Origin of the sequence: Chitinibacter sp. S2-10, from assembly GCF_046530675.1 — a bacterium.
GTDB lineage: Bacteria > Pseudomonadota > Gammaproteobacteria > Burkholderiales > Chitinibacteraceae > Chitinibacter.
Genome location: NZ_CP172558.1, coordinates 695,959 through 717,762, shown reverse-complemented (window position 1 = coordinate 717,762; position 21,804 = coordinate 695,959). Strand labels below are relative to the sequence as shown.

18 protein-coding genes are annotated in these 21,804 nt (G+C 52.4%); 1 reads left to right on the top strand and 17 read right to left on the bottom strand.

The window, feature by feature from the left end:
* Nucleotides 1–13 precede the first annotated feature (13 nt).
* The 6 genes from feoB to dusB form a co-directional block, all read right to left on the bottom strand.
* On the bottom strand, nt 14–1,777 hold the full coding sequence (gene feoB / locus ACG2XO_RS03335; protein ID WP_410499399.1) for a ferrous iron transport protein B: 1,764 nt from the start codon (nt 1,775–1,777) through the stop codon (nt 14–16).
* On the bottom strand, nt 1,774–2,028 hold the full coding sequence (locus ACG2XO_RS03330; protein WP_410499398.1) for a ferrous iron transport protein A: 255 nt from the start codon (nt 2,026–2,028) through the stop codon (nt 1,774–1,776). Before ACG2XO_RS03330 ends, feoB begins: the two co-directional genes overlap by 4 nt.
* A gap of 166 nt (nt 2,029–2,194) precedes the next feature.
* Complete coding sequence (gene purD, locus ACG2XO_RS03325; protein WP_410499397.1) at nt 2,195–3,469, bottom strand: phosphoribosylamine--glycine ligase; 1,275 nt, start codon at nt 3,467–3,469, stop codon at nt 2,195–2,197.
* Between the two features lie 196 nt (nt 3,470–3,665).
* On the bottom strand, nt 3,666–5,228 hold the full coding sequence (gene purH, locus ACG2XO_RS03320) for a bifunctional phosphoribosylaminoimidazolecarboxamide formyltransferase/IMP cyclohydrolase (RefSeq protein ID WP_410499396.1): 1,563 nt from the start codon (nt 5,226–5,228) through the stop codon (nt 3,666–3,668).
* An 83-nt stretch (nt 5,229–5,311) separates the two neighbouring features.
* Nucleotides 5,312–5,551 carry a helix-turn-helix domain-containing protein gene (locus ACG2XO_RS03315; RefSeq protein ID WP_410499395.1) on the bottom strand — a complete coding sequence of 80 codons (240 nt, stop codon included), beginning with the start codon at nt 5,549–5,551 and terminating at the stop codon, nt 5,312–5,314.
* Nucleotides 5,552–5,599: 48 nt separating this feature from the next.
* Entirely contained in the window at nt 5,600–6,598 is a 999-nt protein-coding gene (gene dusB / locus ACG2XO_RS03310) for a tRNA dihydrouridine synthase DusB (protein WP_410499394.1), read from the bottom strand.
* A gap of 253 nt (nt 6,599–6,851) precedes the next feature.
* On the opposite strand from dusB, the gene hemF reads away from it, so the two are divergent.
* Nucleotides 6,852–7,772, top strand: a complete 921-nt coding sequence (hemF, locus tag ACG2XO_RS03305; protein ID WP_410499393.1) for an oxygen-dependent coproporphyrinogen oxidase — start codon at nt 6,852–6,854, stop codon at nt 7,770–7,772.
* On the opposite strand, the gene ACG2XO_RS03300 is transcribed toward hemF, so the two are convergent.
* From ACG2XO_RS03300 to ACG2XO_RS03250, 11 genes are all read right to left on the bottom strand, one after another.
* On the bottom strand, nt 7,773–8,519 hold the full coding sequence (locus ACG2XO_RS03300; protein ID WP_410499392.1) for a two-component system response regulator: 747 nt from the start codon (nt 8,517–8,519) through the stop codon (nt 7,773–7,775).
* Complete coding sequence (locus ACG2XO_RS03295; RefSeq protein ID WP_410499391.1) at nt 8,516–11,245, bottom strand: response regulator; 2,730 nt, start codon at nt 11,243–11,245, stop codon at nt 8,516–8,518. Before ACG2XO_RS03295 ends, ACG2XO_RS03300 begins: the two co-directional genes overlap by 4 nt.
* A 29-nt stretch (nt 11,246–11,274) precedes the next feature.
* Entirely contained in the window at nt 11,275–12,528 is a 1,254-nt protein-coding gene (locus ACG2XO_RS03290) for an EAL domain-containing protein (RefSeq protein WP_410499390.1), read from the bottom strand.
* On the bottom strand, nt 12,518–13,603 hold the full coding sequence (locus ACG2XO_RS03285) for a protein-glutamate methylesterase/protein-glutamine glutaminase (protein WP_410499389.1): 1,086 nt from the start codon (nt 13,601–13,603) through the stop codon (nt 12,518–12,520). The genes ACG2XO_RS03290 and ACG2XO_RS03285 overlap by 11 nt, the downstream gene beginning before the upstream one ends.
* A gap of 154 nt (nt 13,604–13,757) precedes the next feature.
* On the bottom strand, nt 13,758–14,612 hold the full coding sequence (locus tag ACG2XO_RS03280; protein WP_410499388.1) for a CheR family methyltransferase: 855 nt from the start codon (nt 14,610–14,612) through the stop codon (nt 13,758–13,760).
* Nucleotides 14,609–15,166 (bottom strand): chemotaxis protein CheW, encoded by a 558-nt coding sequence (locus ACG2XO_RS03275; RefSeq protein WP_410499387.1) that lies wholly within the window; start codon nt 15,164–15,166, stop codon nt 14,609–14,611. Before ACG2XO_RS03275 ends, ACG2XO_RS03280 begins: the two co-directional genes overlap by 4 nt.
* A gap of 13 nt (nt 15,167–15,179) precedes the next feature.
* The gene (locus ACG2XO_RS03270; protein ID WP_410499386.1) at nt 15,180–16,820 is read right to left on the bottom strand and encodes a methyl-accepting chemotaxis protein; all 1,641 of its coding nucleotides are present in this window, start codon (nt 16,818–16,820) and stop codon (nt 15,180–15,182) included.
* A gap of 53 nt (nt 16,821–16,873) precedes the next feature.
* Nucleotides 16,874–17,428: a chemotaxis protein CheW gene (locus ACG2XO_RS03265; RefSeq protein WP_410499385.1), complete on the bottom strand. Its 555-nt coding sequence runs from the start codon at nt 17,426–17,428 to the stop codon at nt 16,874–16,876.
* A 12-nt stretch (nt 17,429–17,440) separates the two neighbouring features.
* Nucleotides 17,441–19,204: a methyl-accepting chemotaxis protein gene (locus ACG2XO_RS03260; protein ID WP_410499384.1), complete on the bottom strand. Its 1,764-nt coding sequence runs from the start codon at nt 19,202–19,204 to the stop codon at nt 17,441–17,443.
* A gap of 59 nt (nt 19,205–19,263) precedes the next feature.
* On the bottom strand, nt 19,264–21,474 hold the full coding sequence (locus tag ACG2XO_RS03255; protein WP_410499383.1) for a chemotaxis protein CheW: 2,211 nt from the start codon (nt 21,472–21,474) through the stop codon (nt 19,264–19,266).
* Nucleotides 21,471–21,800 carry a lipid asymmetry maintenance protein MlaB gene (locus tag ACG2XO_RS03250; RefSeq protein ID WP_410499382.1) on the bottom strand — a complete coding sequence of 110 codons (330 nt, stop codon included), beginning with the start codon at nt 21,798–21,800 and terminating at the stop codon, nt 21,471–21,473. Before ACG2XO_RS03250 ends, ACG2XO_RS03255 begins: the two co-directional genes overlap by 4 nt.
* Nucleotides 21,801–21,804: the final 4 nt, after the last annotated feature.

Below are 21,804 nucleotides of genomic sequence, written 5' to 3'. Positions count from 1 at the left end.
TACCCCTGTTGTGTTAGTAACCCAATAACCGTGCGCCCTGATAAAACACCAGCGACACCAGCCAGGCCAGCCCCAATGACCAGCTGATCGAAAACGCAGTGTAAAGATTGGACTTCGATTCCTTCTTGATCGCGGCAATTGCCGAAACGCAGGGAACATAAATCAGCGAAAACAGCATAAAGCTGTATGCAGATACCGGGTCTAGCGTATGCGCTAATTGCGTCGCCAGAGCAGTACCCTCAGAACCTGTGATGACCGATAGCGCACCGAGAACGACTTCCTTGGCGACAAAACCGAAAACCAGCGCGATTGATAGTGTTGATTCAATGCCGATTGGTGACAGAACAGGCTCGAAAAAACGGGCAATGATTTCGGCGTAGCTGTGCTGCGGGCTCGGGTAGTTCGTCAGCAACCAGACCAGCACGACGCCGACGACAATCATCGTCGTTGCCAGCCGCAGAAAATCGCGCGCCTCACCCCAGCCACGACGCCAGACATGACTGAACAGCGGCAGCCGGTACGGCGGCAATTCGAGCGCGAACGGCTCGTTCGAGCGAAAGCGCGATTTGAAAACAACGGCGCTGAGCATCGAGACCAGAATGCTGACCAGATACAGCGACAGCACGACCCACGGCGCATGAGTCGGGCTGAACAGCGCGCCCCCCAGAAACAGAAAAATCTGCAAGCGTGCCGAACACAGCGAAAATGGAATCGTCAGCATCGTCAGCAGCCGCGCCTTGTGATCACGAATCACGCGGGTACCCATGATGGCCGGCACATTGCAGCCAAACCCCATCATCAGCATCACAAAACCCCGGCCATCGAGCCCCACCCGGCTCATCAGCCCGTCCATCATAAAGGCGGCACGGGCAAAATAGCCAGAATCCTCGATAATCGCCATCAGGCAGAAAAACAGAAAAATAATCGGCGCGAAAGTCACAACTGTGCTGATGCCGTCGAATACGCCATTGACGATCAGCCCGTGCCAGAACGCGGGCAGGTTGGCGGTGGCGGGGAGCAGCAGTGCGTTTTTGAACCAGTCCAGACCTTCTCCCAAATAGTCCTGTAGCGGCGTACCGAGTGCATAAGTGAGCTGAAACAAGGCCAGCATCATCAGAATGAACAGTGGCAAACCCAGCCACGGATGCAGCACGAAACGATCCAGTTTGGCGCTGTGGTGATCATTCAGGATCGCCGGCTGGTGAACGCAAGATTGGAATAAGGCTTTTTCCCGCTGATGCAAAGTAGACTGCTTGGGTATATGGCTGAAATCAAGTTTGTGATTGGCCTGCGTGAATATACCCTGAATGGCTTGTTTGGCTTCGGGAATGCCATCGCCGCGTTTGGCGCTGATCAGTTGTACCGGACAAGCCAGCTCGGCACTCAGTGTTGCAAGGTCCACACTGATTCCGGCGCGTTTGGCCTCATCCTGCATATTCAGGCAGACAAGTAGCGGCGCGCCGAGCGCCTTGAGCTGCAGCGCCAGCGCAAGCTGACGGTCGAGCTGACAGGCGTTGAGCACCAGCACAATGGCGTCAAGTTGAGCTTCGCCCAGGAAACGCTGAGCAAGCTGTTCGTCTTCGGCGCCGCCGGTGAGGTCGTAAATGCCGGGCAGATCGAACACCTGCACCATGTCGCCACCGAGCAAGATCCGGCTCGACATGAGTTCGACGGTCAAGCCGGGCCAGTTGGCCACACGAGCTGTGCCACCGGTCAATCGGTTAAATAGCGTGGATTTGCCGGTGTTGGGCATGCCGACCAGTGCGATGCGTTTCATGCCAGCACCTCGCAGCCGAGTGCAGCGGGCAGGGGAGTAATTTCAATTTTCTGCGCCGCATCCCGGCGCAACATCAATTCGGTTCCGCCGACGCGCAATTGCAAGGGGCCGACGAGCCAGCCACGGCGCAAAACGGTGACTTCGCTATCGATACGCAAGCCCAGTGCGGCCAGCCGTTGAGTTAGGTCAGGTGGCAAATTCAGCGCCGCAACACGGGCGCTGTCTTGTAATGCTAATTGGGCTAGGTTCATGATGGTCAGCTGTAAGCGAGAAATAAATGATAATCAATCTTATTTCAAAGCCGGGCATGAAAACTTGATCTAGCTTAAACATGCGCTGTTTTGCGCTGAAGCGCGATCAGCCGGGGATAAAAAAAGCGGCTCGAAAGCCGCTTTGGGGAGTTGCAGAGTTAAAGTATTAACTGCGGTGGATCGCACGCCAGGCGATATCGCTGCGGAACTGCGCACCGTCGAAATGAATGTCGGCGAGGATTTCATAAGCGCGTTTCTGCGCCATTTTGTAGTTTTCACCGAAAGCCGTTACGCACAGTACGCGCCCGCCACTGGTCACCGGCTGACCTTCGGCATTGAGCGTTGTTCCGGCATGGAAAACATGACCGTCTTCCAGCTCGCCCGGCAAACCGCTAATGACGTCGCCTTTGCGCGGCGTTTCCGGGTAATTGTGTGCGGCCATGACGACGCCGAGTGCGACGCGTCGATCCCATTCGCATTCGACCTGATCGAGCGTGCCGTTGACGCCGTGTTCGATCAGCGTGACGAAATCGGATTTGAGCCGCAGCATGATAGGCTGCGTTTCCGGATCGCCAAAGCGGCAGTTAAATTCGAGGGTTTTGATCGAACCATCGTCAGAAACCATCAGTCCGGCGTACAGAAAGCCGGTATAAGTGATGCCGTCTTTGGCCATGCCTTGCACCGTTGGTAGAATCACTTCGCGCAATGCCCTGGCATGTATCTCTGGCGTAACCACAGGAGCCGGGCTGTACGCGCCCATACCCCCGGTATTCGGGCCTTGATCATTGTCGAGCAGGCGTTTGTGATCTTGACTTGACGCCATCGCCAGTACGTTTTTGCCATCGACCATGACGATAAAGCTGGCTTCTTCGCCGGTCAGGAATTCTTCAATCACGACGCGCGCGCCCGCATCGCCGAGTTTGTTGTCCGACAGCATCGCGTCAACGGCTTCGTGCGCCTCGGCGAGCGTCATTGCGACGACGACGCCTTTGCCGGCGGCCAGACCGTCAGCCTTGATGACAATCGGCGCGCCTTTGGCGTCGATGTATGCATGCGCGGCGGTCGCGTCGGCAAAAGTTTCGTAATCGGCAGTCGGAATGCCGTGGCGCTTCATAAATGCTTTGGCAAAGTCTTTCGACGACTCAAGCTGGGCACCGGCTTGCGTCGGACCAAAAATTTTCAGGCCTGCAGCGCGAAAAGCATCAACGACGCCTTGCGACAACGGCGCTTCAGGGCCGACAACGGTCAACGCGACATTTTCGCGCTTGGCAAATTCAACCAGTTCGGCGATATCGGTGATATTGACATTGCTCAGATGCTTTTCCAGCGCAGTCCCGGCATTGCCCGGCGCAACAAAGACTTTGCCTGCACGTTCCGATTGAGCCAGTTTCCAGGCTAGCGCGTGTTCGCGTCCGCCAGAGCCGATAACAAGAATATTCACGGTGTTTTCCCTGTGAGGTATTGGCTGTGAGGGGGAGATGAATTCCTGAGTATCACAAGCCAATCAATCCTTTTAATCAATCCAATTTCAAATTCTTGTGCGAGTGGCCTAATGGCGCGAAGCCAGCGGCGACGGGTACGTCGAGTACCCGAGCCGTGCAGCGACAAAGCCAGTAGGCCGCGCAGCCAAGAATTGATTAGTGGCGGAAGTGGCGGATGGATGTCATCACCATCGCAATGCCATGCTCATCTGCCGCTGCGATGACTTCTTCATCACGCAAAGAGCCGCCCGGCTGGATGATCGCCGATACGCCGTTTTCAGCGATCACATCAACGCCGTCACGGAACGGGAAGAACGCATCCGATGCGGCAACAGAGCCACGCAATTCCAGACCGGCGCTACGCGCTTTGATCGCGGCGATTTTGGTCGAATCGACACGGCTCATCTGGCCTGCGCCAATACCGAGTGTCTGGCCTTTGCCGCAGAATACAATCGCGTTCGATTTAACGAATTTGGCGACGTTCCATGCGAACAGCAGGTCTTTCAGTTGTTCATTCGTTGGTTGCAGTTTGGTCACGATTTTCAGGTCGGCCAAGGTCAGCGCGTGAACGTCCGGCGTTTGCACCAAGAGGCCGCCGCCAACGCGTTTCAGATCGAAGCGGTTTTCACCCGACTCAATGGCCACTTCTAGCACGCGCACGTTCGGCTTTTTGGCAACGAGTTCGAGCGCTTCCTTGGTGTAGCCCGGAGCGATCAATACTTCGAGGAACTGCGCCGAAACGGCTTCGAGCGTATCGGCATCAACGGTCTTGTTGAAAGCAATAATGCCGCCAAATGCACTGGTCGTGTCGGTCGCGAAAGCGAGGCGGTACGCGGTGTACAGGTCTTTGGCAACGGCAACGCCACACGGGTTGGCGTGTTTGACGATGACGCAAGCCGGTTCTTCAAACTGTTTGACGCATTCCCACGCCGCGTCCGAGTCGGCGATATTGTTGTAGCTCAGCTCTTTGCCCTGATATTGCTTGTAGTTGGCCAGGCTGCCGGCGGCCGGATCGAGGTCGCGGTAGAACGCGGCCGACTGGTGCGGGTTCTCACCGTAACGCATGTCCTGCACTTTTTCGAATTGCATATTCAGGCGGTTTGGATAAGCGACTTTCTCGCCTTCGTCATTCAGTGCGGTCAGGTAGTTCGAGATCGCGCCATCGTAAGCTGCGGTGTGGCTGAACGCTTTTTTCGCCAGATTTTTGCGTGTTGCGAGTGTCAATGCGCCGCCATTGCCCTGCATTTCTTCGATCAATGCGTTGTAATCCGATGCATCGGTGACGATCGCGACGTGAGCGTGGTTTTTCGCTGCCGAGCGCACCATCGCCGGGCCGCCGATGTCGATGTTTTCAATCGCGTCTTCGTAGCTGCAATCGGGTTTGGCGATCGTCGCTTCAAACGGATACAGATTCACGCACACCAGATCGATATTGCCGATGGCGTGTTCTTTCATTGTTTCAACGTGCGCTTCGAGATCGCGACGACCCAGAATGCCGCCGTGGATTTTCGGGTGCAGCGTTTTAACGCGACCATCGAGCATTTCCGGAAAACCGGTGTAATCGGCGACTTCGATGACGGGTACGCCGTTGTCGGCAAACAGCTTGGCGGTGCCGCCGGTCGACAGGATTTCAACGCCTTGCGCAGCGAGCGCTTGGGCGAATTCAAGAACACCAGTTTTGTCAGATACGCTAATCAGCGCACGAGTGATTTTGCTCATCGTTTTTCCTTGTTTAATGTGAGGAGTGAGGGGTAAGGAGTAAGGCATGGAGGTTTTACACCTCACACCTCTCTCCTCGCGCCTCACAAAAGATCGTAGGTTTGTAATTTTTTACGCAGGGTATTGCGGTTAATCCCTAGCATTTCTGCGGCCTGGGTTTGATTACCCCCGACCCGTTCTAGTATTTCGATCAATAATGGTTTTTCCATCCGGCCCAGTACCATGTCGTACAGCGCACTGGGCGGCTCGCCATCCAGATCGCTGAAGTACTGCGCCAGCGATTCCTTGATTGCGACGGCAATGACATCGTGTGATGTGCTCATAAAACTCCCAATCTTCTTGTTTTTATGGTGCCTGAGGCACCGATTTTATTACTGCGCGGTATATTGCAGCCGCTCGCCAAACTGCAGCAAGCGGTTAAAAAAATCTGCCGTAATGGCGACCTGTGCCGCAGTGCTTTCCTCGGCATACATCGCTTGGCGAAATTCATTGCTGCCGTGCAAACCCTTGGTGTACCAGGCGATGTGCTTGCGCGCGATGCGGCAGCCGGAGTATTCACCGTAAAAAGCGTATAGCTCGTCCAGATGGCCGAGCAAAATGTCGCGGATATCGATGACGTCGGGCGCAGGGAGTTCTTCGCCGGTGACGAGGTAATGCGCAATTTCACGGAATATCCACGGGCGACCTTGCGCGGCGCGGCCGATCATAATCGCATCGGCACCGGTTTCACGCAGGACATGCGCCGCTTTTTGCGGGCTGTCGATGTCGCCGTTAGCGATCACCGGAATCTTGATCGATTGTTTGACCTGACGAATCAGCTCGTAACGCGCATTGCCGTTGTACATGTCTTCGCGTGTGCGGCCATGAATTGCCAAAGCGGCGATGCCGGCTTGCTCGGCGCGTTGAGCCACACGAATGATATTTTCTGCCCCATTGGCAAAACCGAGGCGCGTTTTCAGTGTGACCGGAACTTCCACTGCGTCGACGACCGCATCGAGAATCTCGCCGACGAGTTTTTCATCTTGCAAAAGTGCCGAGCCTGCGAGCTTGTTGCAGACCTTTTTGACCGGGCAACCCATATTGATGTCGATGATTTGTGCGCCATTGGCGACTTGATAGCGTGCCGCTTGCGCGAGCTGTGCCGGGTCGGAACCGGCGATTTGCGCCGAAATCGGCGCGAGCTCGCCGTCAAAATTGGCGCGATTGAGCGATTTTTTGGCCGAACGCAGCGATTGGTCGGCTGTCATCATTTCGGAGACGGCGTGGCCTGCGCCAAATTTCTTGCACAACTGGCGAAATGGCCTATCGGTCACCCCGGCCATTGGCGCGACGATCAGATTATTTTTGAGCTGATAGGGGCCAATATGCATAGGGCTCACATCACGTCAGCGCTGTGCCGGCTGACGAGTGCATGACTCACAGAAATTCAGGGAAGGCGCGGATTGTACCTTTTGACTAAAAATTGAGCAATCATTCAGCGCTTAGCAAGAGCATACCCTGCTTGGTATGTCTCTTGGTGTTAATAAACGTGTTGTTCTTGATGGTATACCCCTTGTATATTTTGCCGGGCTGGAGCTGCCAAGCGGGCTCAAGTATCATGGCCGCATCATTCTGGAGCCATTCATGCACGCTTTGAATATCACTGCCGTTAAAGATTATTTGCTGACTTTGCAGCAAAACATTGTCGCGACGCTGGAAAATCTGGATGGTCAGTGTTTCCGCACCGATAGCTGGCAGCGCCCAGAAGGCGGTGGTGGTATCAGTCGTTTGATCGAGGGCGGAGTGCTGTTCGAACGTGGCGGGGTTAATTTCTCGCATGTGATGGGCGCGCAATTGCCGCCGTCTGCAAGCGCACACCGACCCGAGCTGGCGGGTCGTGCCTGGGAAGCGATGGGCGTTTCGCTGGTGCTGCATCCGCGTAATCCCTATATCCCGACGGTGCACATGAATGTGCGCTTTTTTATCGCCAACCCCCCCGTGGGCTCTGACGCTGCGCCGGTTTTCTGGTTCGGTGGCGGGATGGATCTGACGCCTTATTACGGACATAAAGACGATGCCAAGCATTTCCATCAAAGCTGCAAAGATGCGCTTGATCCATTTGGCGCTGCGCTATATCCCAAATTCAAAGACTGGTGCGATAAATACTTCTTCCTCAAACATCGCAATGAAGCGCGCGGGATTGGCGGCATTTTCTTTGATGATTTTTCCGAGTTGGGCTTTGAGCAAAGCTTTGCGACGATGCAGTCGGTCGGTGACGCTTTCCTGAAAGCCTATGTGCCGATTGTTGAGCGTCGGCGTGATTGCGAATACGGCGCGCGCGAGCGCGACTGGCAAGCCTACCGCCGTGGCCGTTATGTTGAATTTAATTTGGTTTGGGATCGCGGTACGCTGTTTGGCCTGCAATCGGGCGGGCGTACCGAGTCGATCTTGATGTCGATGCCGCCAGTGGCGAGCTGGCGCTACGATTATCACCCCGAGGCCGCTAGCCCCGAAGCGCGTTTATTGAGCGATTTTTTGCCTGCCAGAGATTGGCTCGGTGAATGATTATTTCAAATAAAACACCGCTTGTAGCCGGGCTCGCGCTTCATCAAAATGTCCTTGTTCGATCTCGGCATACACCGCGCTCATCAGCGGTTTTGGAATAATTTGCTCCAACCGGTTGCGGTATTGATCAAAAAAATTAGCGGTCATTGTGTCCTGACTGCGCAGCATATTGGCCAGTCGCTGCAAGAGTTCGATCGGTGTGTAATTGGGCGATGAGGTGTTTTCTGGCTCAGGTGGCTCGACATTGCCCTGTGTCGTCTGGCTGATCTCGTTCTGTGGCTCAAGCGGCGTTTCGGTGTCGGCAATGGCCTTTTTGAGCTGTAAGCGCAAAGACCGGTTGTCGGCCTCGAGCTCCTTGATTTTTCGGCGCAAATTAAGATGAGTCGCCACCCTGGCGAGTAGTACCGCAGGGAAAATGGGTTTGCCAATAAAGTCGCTGGCGCCAAAAGCCAAGCCCATTGCGACATCCTGATTTTCGGCGATGCCGCTCAAAAAGATGATGGGAATATCGGCGGTGGCCGGGTTTTCCTTGATGCGCTGGCAGGTTTCATAGCCGCCCATTTCCGGCATCAGAACGTCCAGTAAAATCAGGTCGGGATAAGACCCTGTTGCCAGTAGCTCAAGTGCATTGATCCCATTGGTGGCTACCTGTGTTTTGTAATTATCCTTGAGCAAGGTCGTCAATAGTTTGATGATGTCAGGGGTATCGTCGACGATCAGGATGGTTTCTTTTTCGTGCAAGTTCATGCCTGTTTTTCCATTTTTGCTGGCAGGATGCGTTCCATTTCAATGGTCAGTATCGTTTGAGCCGCTTTGTAATTGTATTGTTCGATATGGTGATGGATTTGTTGCAAGACATCAGGTGGAATAGCATCCAAATAGGTTTGTATGCTTTCAAAATACTCCTCGGTCTCCCCGTCCTGACTCACCAGCATACCCGTCAGCTTGTCCAGCATCAGCTTGATTTCCCCCGGTGCTGCGATGCGGGTTTCGACTGCCGGTAAAGCCGCCAGTTCGTTGTGTAGTGTTCGAACGCTGACTTGGACTGCACTGAGTGCGGTTTCGATTTCGTTGTCCGGAGCGCTTTCGCGCAAGACTTGCTCCAGTCGCGCCGCTGCGTTTTGGACTTCAACCGCGCCAATACTGGCCGACACACCTTTGAGGGTATGAACCAATCGAAGTGCCGTCTCAAAATCTTTACAAACCAGTGCCTTGCTGATTTGTTCCGGAGCAACGATCTGGCTGCTTTGATAGCGATGCAGCAGCTCAAGTAGTAATTTTTCATTACCGGCAACCCGGTTCAATGCTTCGCTGCCATCAATATGCTGCAGCTTTGATAACCATGATTGCGCATTGACTGGCTGGCTTTTCGGTAAAGACAATGCTTTCTCGGCAACCCATCGGCTTATGACGCGATACAGCAGATCCGGATCAATCGGTTTGCTCATGTGGTCATTCATCCCTTCACGCAGGCAGCGCTCGCGCTCTTCGCTAAAGGCGTGGGCAGTCATGGCAATAATGGGTAATGCGTTATAGCGAGAATTGGCGCGAATGATTTCAGTGGCCTGATGCCCGTCCATGATCGGCATTTGCAAGTCCATCAGAACCAGATCATAGGCCTGCGCATCCTTGCTGAAGATGAGTTCGACCGCTTCCTGACCATTATTGGCAATACTGACTTCAACGCCAGAGGCTTGTAGTAATTCCCGGGCAATTTGCTGATTGATTTCATTGTCTTCAACCAGCAGCACTTTAGTGCCGCCAAGGTGGGGCGTGTTATGGTGGCTTGTTACTCCTGACTGCATTTCGGAGTTGAATAAGTCCAGTAACAGATTGATCAGCGCCGATTGGTTGATTGGCCCAGGCAGGCTTGCATCGATTCTGGCCGTATCGTCGGTATGATTTTCGCGATTGTTGGATGTAAGTAGCACTATTTTGGGGGCGGAGTTTGACTGGGGGCGAGATTTGATCGCGCTAATCAGTTCGGAGAGATTTTCGCTCGGTAGCTGGCTGGCAACAAAAATGATGGCATAGGGTTTATCTAATGTCGCTTGGTCAATGGCATTGAGTGCCTCGCTGCCTGATGAGGCCGTGTCGACGTGCAATGGCAATTGCGTTAGCGCATAGCTCAGATTTTCACTGGCACTGATATTGTTGTCGACAACAAGGACACGCAGACTATGACCCCATTCTGGCAATAACGTGCTTTGATTCTCTTGCGATGATTGCTTGAGATTGCAGGTGAAAGTAAAAGTCGAGCCGATCCCTTCTTTACTCTCAACCCAGATTTCGCCCCCCATTAATTCGACCAGCCGTTTAGAAATGGAGAGACCCAGCCCGGTTCCTCCGTATTTCCGGGTGGTTGATTCGTCGGCCTGACTAAAAGGGCTGAATATTTTTGTGCATTGCTCGGCGGTCATCCCGACGCCGGTATCGCGGATGGCAAATTTCAGTTGCACCACTTCTGCTTGAGGAAACGTGGCATTGCAGGAAATATGAATTTCGCCTTTCTCGGTAAATTTGACTGCATTGCTGACCAGATTGATCAATATCTGTCCGAGTCGCATCGGGTCTCCCTGCAGGATGCGGGGAACTTTGGCGGGGACCTGAAAAAAATAGCCCAGACCTTTGTCATGCGCTTTGCCGTAAGTCATCGTGGCAACATTGGCCAGCACATCATCCAGATTGAATTGCAGTTGTTCGAGCTGCAGTTTGTCGGCTTCGATTTTGGAAAGATCAAGAATGTCATTGATCAGACTGAGTAGAGAAAGGCCTGCGTTATGAATTTTTTGTACATAATCGCGCTGTTGACGGCTCAGATCGGTTTTCAATGCCAAATGCGCCATGCCGATAATGGCATTCATCGGTGTGCGGATTTCATGACTCATATTGGCGATAAATGCTGATTTTGCCTGATTGGCATCCGAGGCTTGCTGGCTAGTACGGCGGAAATGAAAAGTAATGCTGAGGATCACAATCAACAAGGCGTCGAGCCCCAGCATTTGCAGTAAAGTGAATTTGGCTTCTTGATTCAATCGCACCTGAATATCGGTGTTATCAATCAGCAGCCGGATGGTGCCCACCGTGCCATAGGCGGGCGATTCGATTTTGATTGTACGAAAAACTAGTTTTTCATTCGCAAGCCCAAATCCGGGCTCAATGGTGCCGTTATCGTTGCGGGTTAGCTCGAGGAATTTGAACGAATCCGTATCGACTGCAATTGAATGTACAAAAGGATTGTCCAGTTCCGAGCGGATAATCCCCAGTGCCGTTTTTTCATCAAAGCTCCAGATGGCGCTGGGCAAGGAGATTGCTAAACGATTCGTGATGCTGTCAATGGCCTGCGAGCGCTCGGCAAACAAGTGGATTTTTTTCTGATGATAACTGTAAAAGCCGGTAGCAGAGAGTACCGATGTGACAATGAAAATCACCAGCACACTCAAGCCTACATTGATCTTTTTTAGCTTTTGCATCACAGCTTTCCTTGCCGGTTGATACCGGGCTATCGGGAAATATCCTGATATTTGAGTTCGGATAAGCGCTGATTATGTGATTTAAGCCACGAAAATAAGTCTTTGGCCGGCATAGGTCTGGCAATGAAGTAACCTTGCCCTACATCACAGCCAAATCGTTGCAGCAGACGCCAGTCTTCCAGTGTTTCAACACCTTCGGCAACGGCTGACATACCAAGCCGATTTGCCATTTCAATTGCGGATTGCAAAATAATGGCCAGATTATGCTGCTGGCAGGCGCCATTGACAAAAGATCGGTCTATTTTCAATTCGGTAAATGGAATGCGCGCCAATTGCTGCATTGATGAAAATCCGGTTCCATAGTCATCAATTGATAAACCAAATCCTTTTAACCTTAATCGCGCCAGCGTGCCCAAGGCTGTCGCCAGATTATTAACTACCGAACTTTCGGTGACTTCCCAGGTGATTTGTTGATTCTGAATGCCATTGAGCTCGGGTAGTTTGGTGATTTCATGAAAAAAATCACCTGAATTGAGTAGCATGGGCGACAAATTGATCGCATAAGTCAGATGAAGGTTACGGTTATTCCACGCCGCACACTGGGCGATGGTTTGTTCGGCAATCGACAATGTCAGCAGCCGGATAATGTGATCTGATTCCTCTGCCAGCGGAATAAACAGATCGGGTCCAACCATCCCGCGTTCCGGGTGCAGCCAGCGCGCTAGGGCTTCAACGCCTTTGATCATGCCAGTGCGAACATCGACCTTGGGTTGGAAGTAGGGAACGATATGCCCGTTGGCAATGGCATGAATCAAATCGTCATGAGTCAGCTTGTCAATATCTTCGGGGTGCGTCTGTTTTGGACGGCTTAAATGCGTGTCGATATTGTTCAATATCGGTGTGAGCTGGTTCGGGTTGAGTGGTTTTTTGAGGCTGCCGAGCAAGGTTTGCCCAAGAGCCGCGATCATCGTGCTGACGCTGGTGATCAGGCTGTCTTCGCGGCTTGAAGCAATTAATAGCGGAATCTGGAAATTGCGTTCCTGCAGGTTCTGAATCAGCTCGACGCCGTCCATTCCCGGCATTTCCAGATCGACCATGATAATGCTGGGTGCTATTTTCAACATGGCAAGCAGCTCAAGTGCTTCAACACCATTATTGGCCTGATAAATCAGATCGATGCCATTCTGATGACAGAGTTCGGCGGCATGAGCCCGCTGCAATGGGCTATCATCGACGATCAGAATGGAGTCGATTTTTCGAACTTGTGTGACATTAGCGACCATATTGATAGATCACCTGTGAAATTTTATCGAGACTCACGATGTGGTCAACGCCACCCATACCAATTGCCTCTTTGGGCATCCCAAAAACGACACAACTTTGTTCGTCCTGCGCATAGGTGCTCGCACCGACATCATGCATTTCCTTGAGCCCGCGTGCGCCGTCATCGCCCATTCCGGTCATGATGACGCCAATGGCATTTTTTCCGGCGCTTTTGGCAACCGAACGGAACAGGACATCAACCGAGGGGCGGTGGCGTGAAATGAGTGGCCCGTCAATGACCTCGACGTGATATTGCGCTCCGCTGCGCTTGACGAGCATATGCTTACCACCAGGCGCAATCAGGGCGCGCCCTGGAACAATGCGGTCATTATTCTTGGCTTCGCACACTTCAATGGCGCAAATCGAATTGAGCCGGTTGGCAAAACTTTGGGTAAATTTTTCCGGCATATGTTGCACGATAACAATGCCCGGGCAAGTGGCCGGCAAGGCCTGCAGTACGACTTCAAGCGCCTGAGTACCACCCGTTGATGTGCCCAAGGCAATGATTTTTTCGGTGGTGGGCAAGTGCCTGTCAGTCGATGGCGCTTCCATGATCGCGTCGGCTGTGAGTTTGGGGCCACTCATGCGTTCATGATTGAGCTGGGAAACACTGCCGCGAACCGCCGGTGCTCTGACTTTGGCAACGGCAGCTTCGCGAATGGCAGAAATCAGCTGGTTGGAACTTTCTTCCAGGAAATTGCGTAAGCCCAAGGTGGGCTTGGTGATAATCGTGACTGCTCCCGCAGCGAGTGCCTCGATGGTGATGTCGGCTCCGCGCTCGGTGAGCGTCGAGCAGATAATCACCGGAGTAGGGCGGGTACTCATGATTTGCTTGAGAAAGGTAATTCCGTCCATGCGCGGCATTTCAATATCAAGCACGATGACATCGGGCCAATCGTTTTGCATTTTGCTCAGCGCAAAGATTGGATCCGGCGCGGTGCCGATGACATTGATGTCCCGATATTTGATCAGCACATCCTGCATCACCAGCCGAACGACGGATGAATCGTCAACAATCATTACTTTAATCGTCATTCTTATGTCTCTGTCTGGGCCGCATTGCTTGAGGTACTATGCCGACGCTCGGTTGTTTGTGGCGCGCAAAAAATAATGGCTATTTTGTTTTTTGGTGTTTGGGTATTGCCATGCAGGCTATATTTATCATGACTTGTGCCCATATACCCATGATTTAATGTTCTAGTTGGAAAATGGACGAGCCAGATGGTTTAAGTTTAAGTCCGGTTTCAATGCCATTGAGCGATTCGGCATGCCCGATAATGAACCAGCCTCCCGGTTTGAGTTGCCGACACACATTACGGATAACCTGCGCTTTGGTCTCATTTTCAAAATAGATCAAAACATTGCGCAAAAAAATAACGTCGAACTGCCCCAGTGACGTTTGTGGCTCCAGCAAATTGCGCTGGGAAAATTGAACACGTTCACGTAGCCGCTGATCGACCAAGAAGTGACCTTCGTATTGCCCATTACCACGCAGGCAGTGTTGCTTCAGGAATGACTGGGGGATCTGCTGGCCGCGCTGAATCGGATACAAGCCGCGTTGCGCATAGGCCAGCACCCGTGTGCTGACATCCGAGCCCTCCACATTCCAGGCCATAGCCGGACGTTTTTTATCCAGTATCATGGCAATTGAGTAGGCTTCCTCACCGGTCGAACTGGCAGCAGACCAAATACGGACGTCTTGCTGTGTTGCCAGAGACGGCAGAATTGAATCGGCCAGATAATCAAAATGCTTGGATTCGCGGAAAAAATATGTTTCATTGGTCGTGATTAGATCGATTGCTCTTTGCCGTTCATCTTCATTGCCTGACATCGTGATATAGCTGTGATACGCGCGTAAATCAGGTAAATTCAAGTCGTGAAGACGTTTGCCCAGCCGCCCTGTCAGTAGCGATTTTTTACTATTGGGGAGATTGACGCCTATCGTTTGCTGAAAAAAATGCCTGAACAACTCCAATTCCGCGTCACTGGCAGAATATGGGAGGGCGACTGGAGAGGCTGGCATGGTTTTGGTGATTGAAGTCATATTGTCGCTGCAGGTGTATCGTGGGTATGGCTACTGGAAAGACCAATCAGTGCCGACATTTCATCAATAGCCAGCACGCGCTGGATATTCAAGGCAATGACAAAACGATCCTCCAGGCTGATCATGCCATCAATAAAGTCCGCCCGGATTTGCGCGCCGAAATTGGGCGCTTCTTCGATCTGATTGGGCTCGATGCTCAGTACCTCGTTGACTGCATCGACCATGATGCCCAGTGCGGTGACTGCTTCATCATCAATGACTTCCAGAATTACAATACAGGTTCGGCGCGATACTTGGGTGTTACTGCGCCCGAAACGGGCTGCCAAGTCGATGACGGGAACGACCGCGCCACGCAAGTTAATCACCCCGCGTAAAAAATTCGGCATCATCGGAATGTCGGTCAGTCCGGCAAACTCGATGATTTCCCGAATGTTTTCGATTGGAATCGCAAAGGTCTCGCCACCTAGAGTCAGCGTTAAAAATTGCCGACCCAAAGGCTGATCTTCGGTTCGTCCCACTTGGCGGGACGAACCTTGTGCAATCAAATTGCCCATGATCTATCTCCAATCAAAAACGAGAGAAGCTGGATTCATCCACAGACTCATTCCCTGAGTCCAGCATGCTTGCCCGGCTGGTGCTGCGAGGTGATTTTATTTTTGTTTTCAATGCAATATGTTGAGGTTTGCTGTTGCTTAGCCGGAAGAAACTGATCATTTCCTGTAATTGCACGGCCTGTGCGCTCATTTCTTCCGAAGTGGATGACAATTCTTCGGAGGCTGCTGCATTCATCTGAGTTGTTTGCGACAGCTGTCCGACGGCCGAATTGATCTGTTCGAGTCCATTGGTTTGCTCACGTGAAGCTGCGCTGATTTCCTGTACCAGATCTGCTGTTTTGCGGATCGAAGGCACCATTTGATCCAGTAGCGTACCGGCTCGTTCGGCCAGGGTTACGCTATTGCTGGCTACCTCGGAAATTTCCTGCGCGGCAACCTGGCTGCGTTCGGCCAGTTTGCGCACTTCAGCGGCTACGACGGCAAAGCCCTTGCCGTGCTCACCAGCGCGTGCGGCTTCAATCGCGGCATTAAGTGCCAGCAAGTTAGTCTGGTAGGCAATGTCATCAACGATACTGATTTGTTTGGCAATCTGACGCATGGCAGCGACGGTCTGTTTCACTGCCTCACCACCTTCGCCAGCATCAATCGATGATTTGCTTGCCATGCTATCGGTCACGCGGGCATTTTCCGAGTTTTGAGATACAGTTGAAGCGATTTGTTCGATGGCTGCGCTGGTTTCTTCGACGCTGGCAGCTTGTTCTGACGCATTCTGGCTGAGCGATTGCGCCGATGATGAAACTTGTTCCGACGCCGAAGCGAGCGAGTTGGCGGTATCACTCACCTGAGACATCACATCGGTCAATTTCGCGACCATTTCCTTGGTGCTATAGAGCAGGCTGTAATTGTCATTCTGACGGACATTAATTTGGACTGTCAGGTCGCCTTGTGAAATCTGCTTGAGTGTATCCACTACACTGGCAGGCTCGCCGCCGATTTGATTGACGATCAACCGGGTAATCCACAGGCCGATGGCAACCGCGGCAATAAAACTGATCAAGATGGTAATCATTAACGTTTTACTGATTGAGCCAACGGTGAGCATGCTCTCTTTATTGGTCGATTCGGCGATCTCGGCATTGATTTTGATCAGGCCGGAAATCGTGGCATACAGCTCGTCATAAACCGGTACGATTTCTTGGCGAAGCGCCAGACGTTCTTCGGGAGTGTGGGTTTTTCCTGCTTCGATCAGGGTGAAGTTCTTGTCAATCAGCCGGTTCAGCTCGGCAGTTTGTTTTTCAAAAACTGGAATCAGGCGCTCTTCTTCGGGAGCCAGTACTGTGTTTTTGTAGGCAGCCCAAGTTTTGTCAACCACTTGGCGGCCTTCGGCGGTTTGCTTGCGCAAATCAGCCAGCAGCGCTGGGTCATCCATTGCAAGGCCGACATAAAAGCGACGATAGTTGTCGATGGTATTGCCCCGGATTGAGGCCAGATCGCGAATTGGTACCAAGCGATCAACATAGACGCTGTTGAGCATGCCGGACAAGCGGTCGATCTGGGTGTAAGAATAAACCCCCAGCAGCAAGGTCAGCGAAGCGACTAGCAGAAAAGTGCTAATCAATTTGGTGCCAAGGCGTAAATTATTGAACCATTGCATTTTTATTCTCCAGAGATTGTTTAAACCCGATGTTGCTATGGTCTATCGCCGTTTTAGCTTTGTTCTGCTTCAATGGCCTGTGCGTCAGGATTGGCGCCGATCAGCGAGGCCAGCTCATCGACAGCGACGATTTTCTGAATATCGAGCGCGATAACAAAACGCTCTCCCAGGCTGATCATTCCCTCGATAAAATCGGCGCGGATTTTGGCACCAAAATTAGGCGCCGGTTCGATCTGATTGGGTTCGATGGTCAATACTTCATTGACTGCATCGACCATGACGCCCAGTGCTAATGCAGCGTTATCGTTACTGACTTCCAGGATGACAATGCAGGTCCGGCGTGAAACTTCGGTATGTGCGCGGCCAAAACGTGCTGCAAGATCGAGTACCGGGACGACAGCCCCGCGTAGATTGATCACGCCGCGCAAAAACTCGGGCATCATCGGGATTTCGGTCAGGCCGGAAAATTCGATAATTTCCCTGATGTTTTCAATTGGAATTGCAAAGGTTTCTCCGCCCAGCGTCAGGGTGAGGAACTGCCGACCTTGTACTTGCTCGTCGATCCGCGCCACTGCTCGCGCCTGACTTTGTGTGAGTAGGCTACCCATGGTTAACTCCGATTAAAATCGCGTGAAATTGGCTTCATCGATGGCGTCATTGCCCGCATCAAACTTCGCAGGGCGGGTGCTGCTGCGTGCGCCACCTTTGCGTGCTGTCACTGCTGTGCGTGCCGTGCTGCCAGGTGTCAACCGGAAATAACTGATCATTTCCTGCAGCCGTACAGCTTGTGCGCTCATTTCTTCCGATGTCGACGAGAGCTCTTCAGACGATGCTGCATTCATTTGTGTCGAGGTTGCTAACTGCCCTACGGCTGAATTGATCTGATCCAGGCCATTGGTTTGTTCGCGCGAGGCGGCGCTGATTTCCTGCACCAGATCGGCTGTTTTGCGGATTGATGGCACCATCTGATCGAGCAAGGTGCCTGCCCGTTCTGCCAGCTGGACGCTGCTGCTGGCGACTTCGGAAATTTCCTGTGCGGCGACCTGGCTACGCTCGGCCAGTTTGCGCACTTCGGCAGCAACGACGGCAAAGCCCTTACCGTGTTCACCAGCCCGAGCAGCTTCAATCGCGGCATTGAGTGCCAGCAGATTGGTCTGGTAGGCAATGTCATCGACAATGCCGATTTGTTTGGCAATCTGGCGCATCGCTGCGACGGTTTGTTTGACGGCTTCACCGCCTTCTCCTGCGTCGCTTGACGATTTGCTCGCCATGCTATCGGTGACGCGGGCGTTTTCGGAATTTTGCGATACGGTGGACGAAATTTGCTCAATGGCTGCGCTGGTTTCTTCGACGCTGGCCGCCTGTTCAGACGCATTCTGGCTTAATGATTGCGCCGAGGTGGAAATTTCTTCTGCAGCCGCAGTGAGCGAGTTAGCCGTCGTTGCTACGTCAGACATGACGCTGGTTAATTTGCCGACCATTTGCTCTGTGTGGTACAGCAGGCTGGAGTTATCACCGGGCTGAAGATTGACGCTAACAGTCAAATCGCCTGAAGCGACCTGCTGGATAACGCTGGACGCGTAGAATGGCTCGCCACCCAAACGACCAAAGATAGAGCGATAAGCAAAAAGCAGCAGGCCGGCAATGATGACGAGCGCAGTTGCCAGCAAGCCGATCATGAAGTAGGTGATCTGGTGTGCCCGATTTTCGGCACTATCAATCGCAGCTTGGGTGCGCTGATCGAGCAAGACAAAAAACTCATCGACCGGCTTCATGATTTTGGCTTTGTTTTCGTGATATTTCTTGTCGTGCATCATTTCTGCGGCCATTTGCATATTGGGTTCACCTTTGACAGTGAAATTGCCACTCGCATCGGCAAATAGACCTTTGACGGCATTCATTGCAATCACTTCTGTTTTGACCAGACCATCCGAATTGGCTGCTGCTTCGTTCAGTTTTTGCATTTCGCCATCAGAAAAGCCAGCCTGCTTCATTAGCTCGGTGAGGGGCACTTGCACATTGCTGTCTGGGCGTGGGGCTTGATCGGTGGCCGCAACAAAGTCCCAGTAAATACGGCCATACGCTTCCGGGCGAGCCCGTTTGCCGCTGCGGATGTCCAGAATAGTCATGTACTGTTTTTCGTAACGTTCATCACCGGTGATGACATAGGTTCGGGCAAGACGGGTCAGGTCATCCGAACTTTGGCGTAACTCATCGGCCAGCAGGTAGGAGTCATAGCGTGCTTTTTGCGCTTTGGTGATTTCTTCGTTGGCTTGATTTGAAAGCTGGTTGGTGATGATGATTGCGACCATCAAAGCAATAATGACCGCTGTGAGAATGCCGAAAATCTTTTTGATGCTCATTGGGTGCGCTGCCAAAGACATATTTGATTCCTCTCTGCTTAATTTTTGATAAATCTGTTATTGCTGAGATTTCACTTATTTCAAACCGTGCTGCTATTGAGGTCGGCTTCCAGACGAAGCAAAGGGTTATGACTGATTTGATGGTGCTGGGCATTGCGTGCCATTTGTACCAGATGCGGGACGTCGAGTATCAGTGATACTTGACCGTCGCCCAGAATCGTCGAGCCACCAATGCCGCGCATTTGCTGAAATAGTGCGCCCAGCGGTTTGATGACGGCCTGGAATTCTCCGAGCAGCTTGTCAACGACGAGCCCTGCGCGCTGAGTACCGTATTGCACGATGACCAGACTTTCCCGCTCGTTTTCTGCTGTAGCGGGTAAATTAAATAGCGTACGCAAGCGAACAAAGGGCAGCGGTTCTCCGCGCAGTTTGATGATATTGTGATGTGTATCCTGCTTTTCCAGATCGACACATTCAATGACCATTTCCAGCGGAATGACATAAACTGCGCCGTTGACCATGACTTGAAAGCCATCAATAATCGCCAGCGTCAGTGGCAAGCGAATGCGGATTGTCGCCCCATGCCCCGGGGTGCTATCGACTTCGACTTCGCCACGGAGTGATTCAATGTTTTTCTTGACTACGTCCATGCCGACGCCACGACCGGACAGGTTGGTCACTTTCTCGGCAGTTGAAAATCCGGGTTCGAAAATCAGACGATAAATATCGCTATCAGCCAAGTTCTGATCCGACTGAATCAGCCCGCGTTCCAGCGCTTTGGCCAAAATCTTGTCCCGATTCAAGCCTCGCCCGTCGTCGGAAACCTCGATGACGATGCTGCCCGAATCATGAAAGGCATTCAGTCGCATAATGCCGGTGGAAGGTTTGCCTGCCAGCAGGCGATCCGGTGTTGCTTCAAGCCCGTGATCCATCGCATTACGGACGATATGCATTAAGGGATCGGATAATTTTTCGACCATTGATTTATCGAGCTCGGTTTCTGCGCCGGTAATCACCAGCTCGATTTCTTTGTTCAGATCACGTGATACTTCGCGAACGACGCGCGGAAAACGCTGGAATACTTCGCCAATTGGCACCATGCGCAAAGTCAGTGCCGCGTCGCGGATTTGTTCAACCAGTACCGATACGGCCTGAGCTGCTTCTTCAAAGGCATTGACCGATTTTTGTTTGGCTACCAGATTGGCGCCTGCGCCTGCAATCACCAGTTCGCCGACCAGATTGATCAACTGGTCAAGCTTGCCTACTTCGACCTTGATGAACTTCTGTTCGTGGCTGCGCTTTTCTTCGCTTTGTTTTTGTTTGCTTAGCGCAGCAGAAACCACATTCGGCGGTACGATTTCCTGTTCTACCAGCAAGCTGCCCAGCGGTGGCGGGCAATCTTGTCCTTGCTGCAGTAGCAGTGCGGATTCGAGCTCGCTTTGGGTGAGTGCGCCACCGTTGATCAATATTTCACCCAAGCGCCCGGCAGGTTCTTGCAGGCTGTCGATCAAATGCAAATATTCTTCTACTTTGCTGTGTGGCGGCAAAATCCGGATCTGGCTTTCTTCGCGAACGAATTCGAAGACGCCTTCAATCTGTTTGCGATCGGCTTCGGATGCAAAATCGATTTCATACCCCAGATAACTGGTTTCCGGATCAAACTCATCGGCATTGGGTAGTTTGTCGACGAGGGTATGGATATGGACAATCCGACCCAGCGTGCACAGATAACGGATGAACGAAACCGGATCGAGTCCCTGACGCAGTACATCTGGATTGAAGCGCAATGAAATATGCCAGTTGTCGCTGCTGACTCGTTCGCTGTCATCGATTTCGACCCGTGAAGGATTTTCAACCGGAAGTTCGTTCTCGATGCTGGGGGCGGGAGCGTCTTCGGTTGTCGTTCCCAGGTAATTTTTGAGTTGCGCTTCAAGCTGGCTGCGCAAGGCCGGGTTCGGTTCCTGATCTTCGGTGTTTTGTTCGATGGCATCGACCAGTGCCGAGATGTAGTCGCCTGATTTCAACAGCAAGGACAGCATATCGCTGTCGATGGTCAATTTGCCATTGCGAACGCGATCAAGCAGGCTTTCGACAATATGGGTGAAGCTCACCACATTATCAAAAGCAAACAATCCGGCTGAACCTTTGATGGTATGTGCAGCGCGGAAAATGGCGTTGATGCCATCCGGGCCGCCGGTGCCGGCCTCAATCTGGAGTAGCGCGTCTTCCATGGCGACGAGTAATTCACGCGCCTCTTCGACGAGTGCTATGCGAGCCGAGTCGAGATTCATGCTTGCTCTCCTTTAGGGATCAGCAGGGGGTCGCCAAGCTGGCCTGCCAGATTAAGTAGTTCAATGGCATTGAGTGTCGCAGTGCTGTGCTGGCTGTAGCTGACTGTTTTTTGCTGGCGCTGTGCTTCCTGTTTCAGAAATAACAGTAATTGAATGCCGGCACTGTCAATTTCATCGACGGCGGATAAATTGACTTCCAGTGTGTCCGGCGCATTGCCCAGCGCCGCAAGCAAAATCGATTTCTGCTCGGCGGCTTCAAAAATGGTCAAATTGATATTGGCATAGATCATGGCGGACTCCTGCGAGGTGCTTGTGGCGTTACTCATTATC

Excerpts from the sequence above, each read along its gene's own strand:
- ACG2XO_RS03315 (WP_410499395.1), bottom strand. The coding sequence starts at position 5,551 with ATGAGCACATCACACGATGTCATTGCCGTCGCAATCAAGGAATCGCTG.
- ACG2XO_RS03295 (WP_410499391.1), bottom strand. The coding sequence starts at position 11,245 with ATGCAAAAGCTAAAAAAGATCAATGTAGGCTTGAGTGTGCTGGTGATT.
- ACG2XO_RS03250 (WP_410499382.1), bottom strand. The coding sequence starts at position 21,800 with ATGAGTAACGCCACAAGCACCTCGCAGGAGTCCGCCATGATCTATGCC.
- ACG2XO_RS03280 (WP_410499388.1), bottom strand. The coding sequence starts at position 14,612 with ATGACTTCAATCACCAAAACCATGCCAGCCTCTCCAGTCGCCCTCCCA.
- ACG2XO_RS03265 (WP_410499385.1), bottom strand. The coding sequence starts at position 17,428 with ATGGGTAGCCTACTCACACAAAGTCAGGCGCGAGCAGTGGCGCGGATC.
- ACG2XO_RS03285 (WP_410499389.1), bottom strand. The coding sequence starts at position 13,603 with ATGACGATTAAAGTAATGATTGTTGACGATTCATCCGTCGTTCGGCTG.
- feoB (WP_410499399.1), bottom strand. The coding sequence starts at position 1,777 with ATGAAACGCATCGCACTGGTCGGCATGCCCAACACCGGCAAATCCACG.
- ACG2XO_RS03260 (WP_410499384.1), bottom strand. The coding sequence starts at position 19,204 with ATGTCTTTGGCAGCGCACCCAATGAGCATCAAAAAGATTTTCGGCATT.
- dusB (WP_410499394.1), bottom strand. The coding sequence starts at position 6,598 with ATGCATATTGGCCCCTATCAGCTCAAAAATAATCTGATCGTCGCGCCA.
- ACG2XO_RS03330 (WP_410499398.1), bottom strand. The coding sequence starts at position 2,028 with ATGAACCTAGCCCAATTAGCATTACAAGACAGCGCCCGTGTTGCGGCG.
- ACG2XO_RS03255 (WP_410499383.1), bottom strand. The coding sequence starts at position 21,474 with ATGAATCTCGACTCGGCTCGCATAGCACTCGTCGAAGAGGCGCGTGAA.
- ACG2XO_RS03275 (WP_410499387.1), bottom strand. The coding sequence starts at position 15,166 with ATGGGCAATTTGATTGCACAAGGTTCGTCCCGCCAAGTGGGACGAACC.
- ACG2XO_RS03300 (WP_410499392.1), bottom strand. The coding sequence starts at position 8,519 with ATGAACTTGCACGAAAAAGAAACCATCCTGATCGTCGACGATACCCCT.
- purH (WP_410499396.1), bottom strand. The coding sequence starts at position 5,228 with ATGAGCAAAATCACTCGTGCGCTGATTAGCGTATCTGACAAAACTGGT.
- hemF (WP_410499393.1), top strand. The coding sequence starts at position 6,852 with ATGCACGCTTTGAATATCACTGCCGTTAAAGATTATTTGCTGACTTTG.
- ACG2XO_RS03270 (WP_410499386.1), bottom strand. The coding sequence starts at position 16,820 with ATGCAATGGTTCAATAATTTACGCCTTGGCACCAAATTGATTAGCACT.
- ACG2XO_RS03290 (WP_410499390.1), bottom strand. The coding sequence starts at position 12,528 with ATGGTCGCTAATGTCACACAAGTTCGAAAAATCGACTCCATTCTGATC.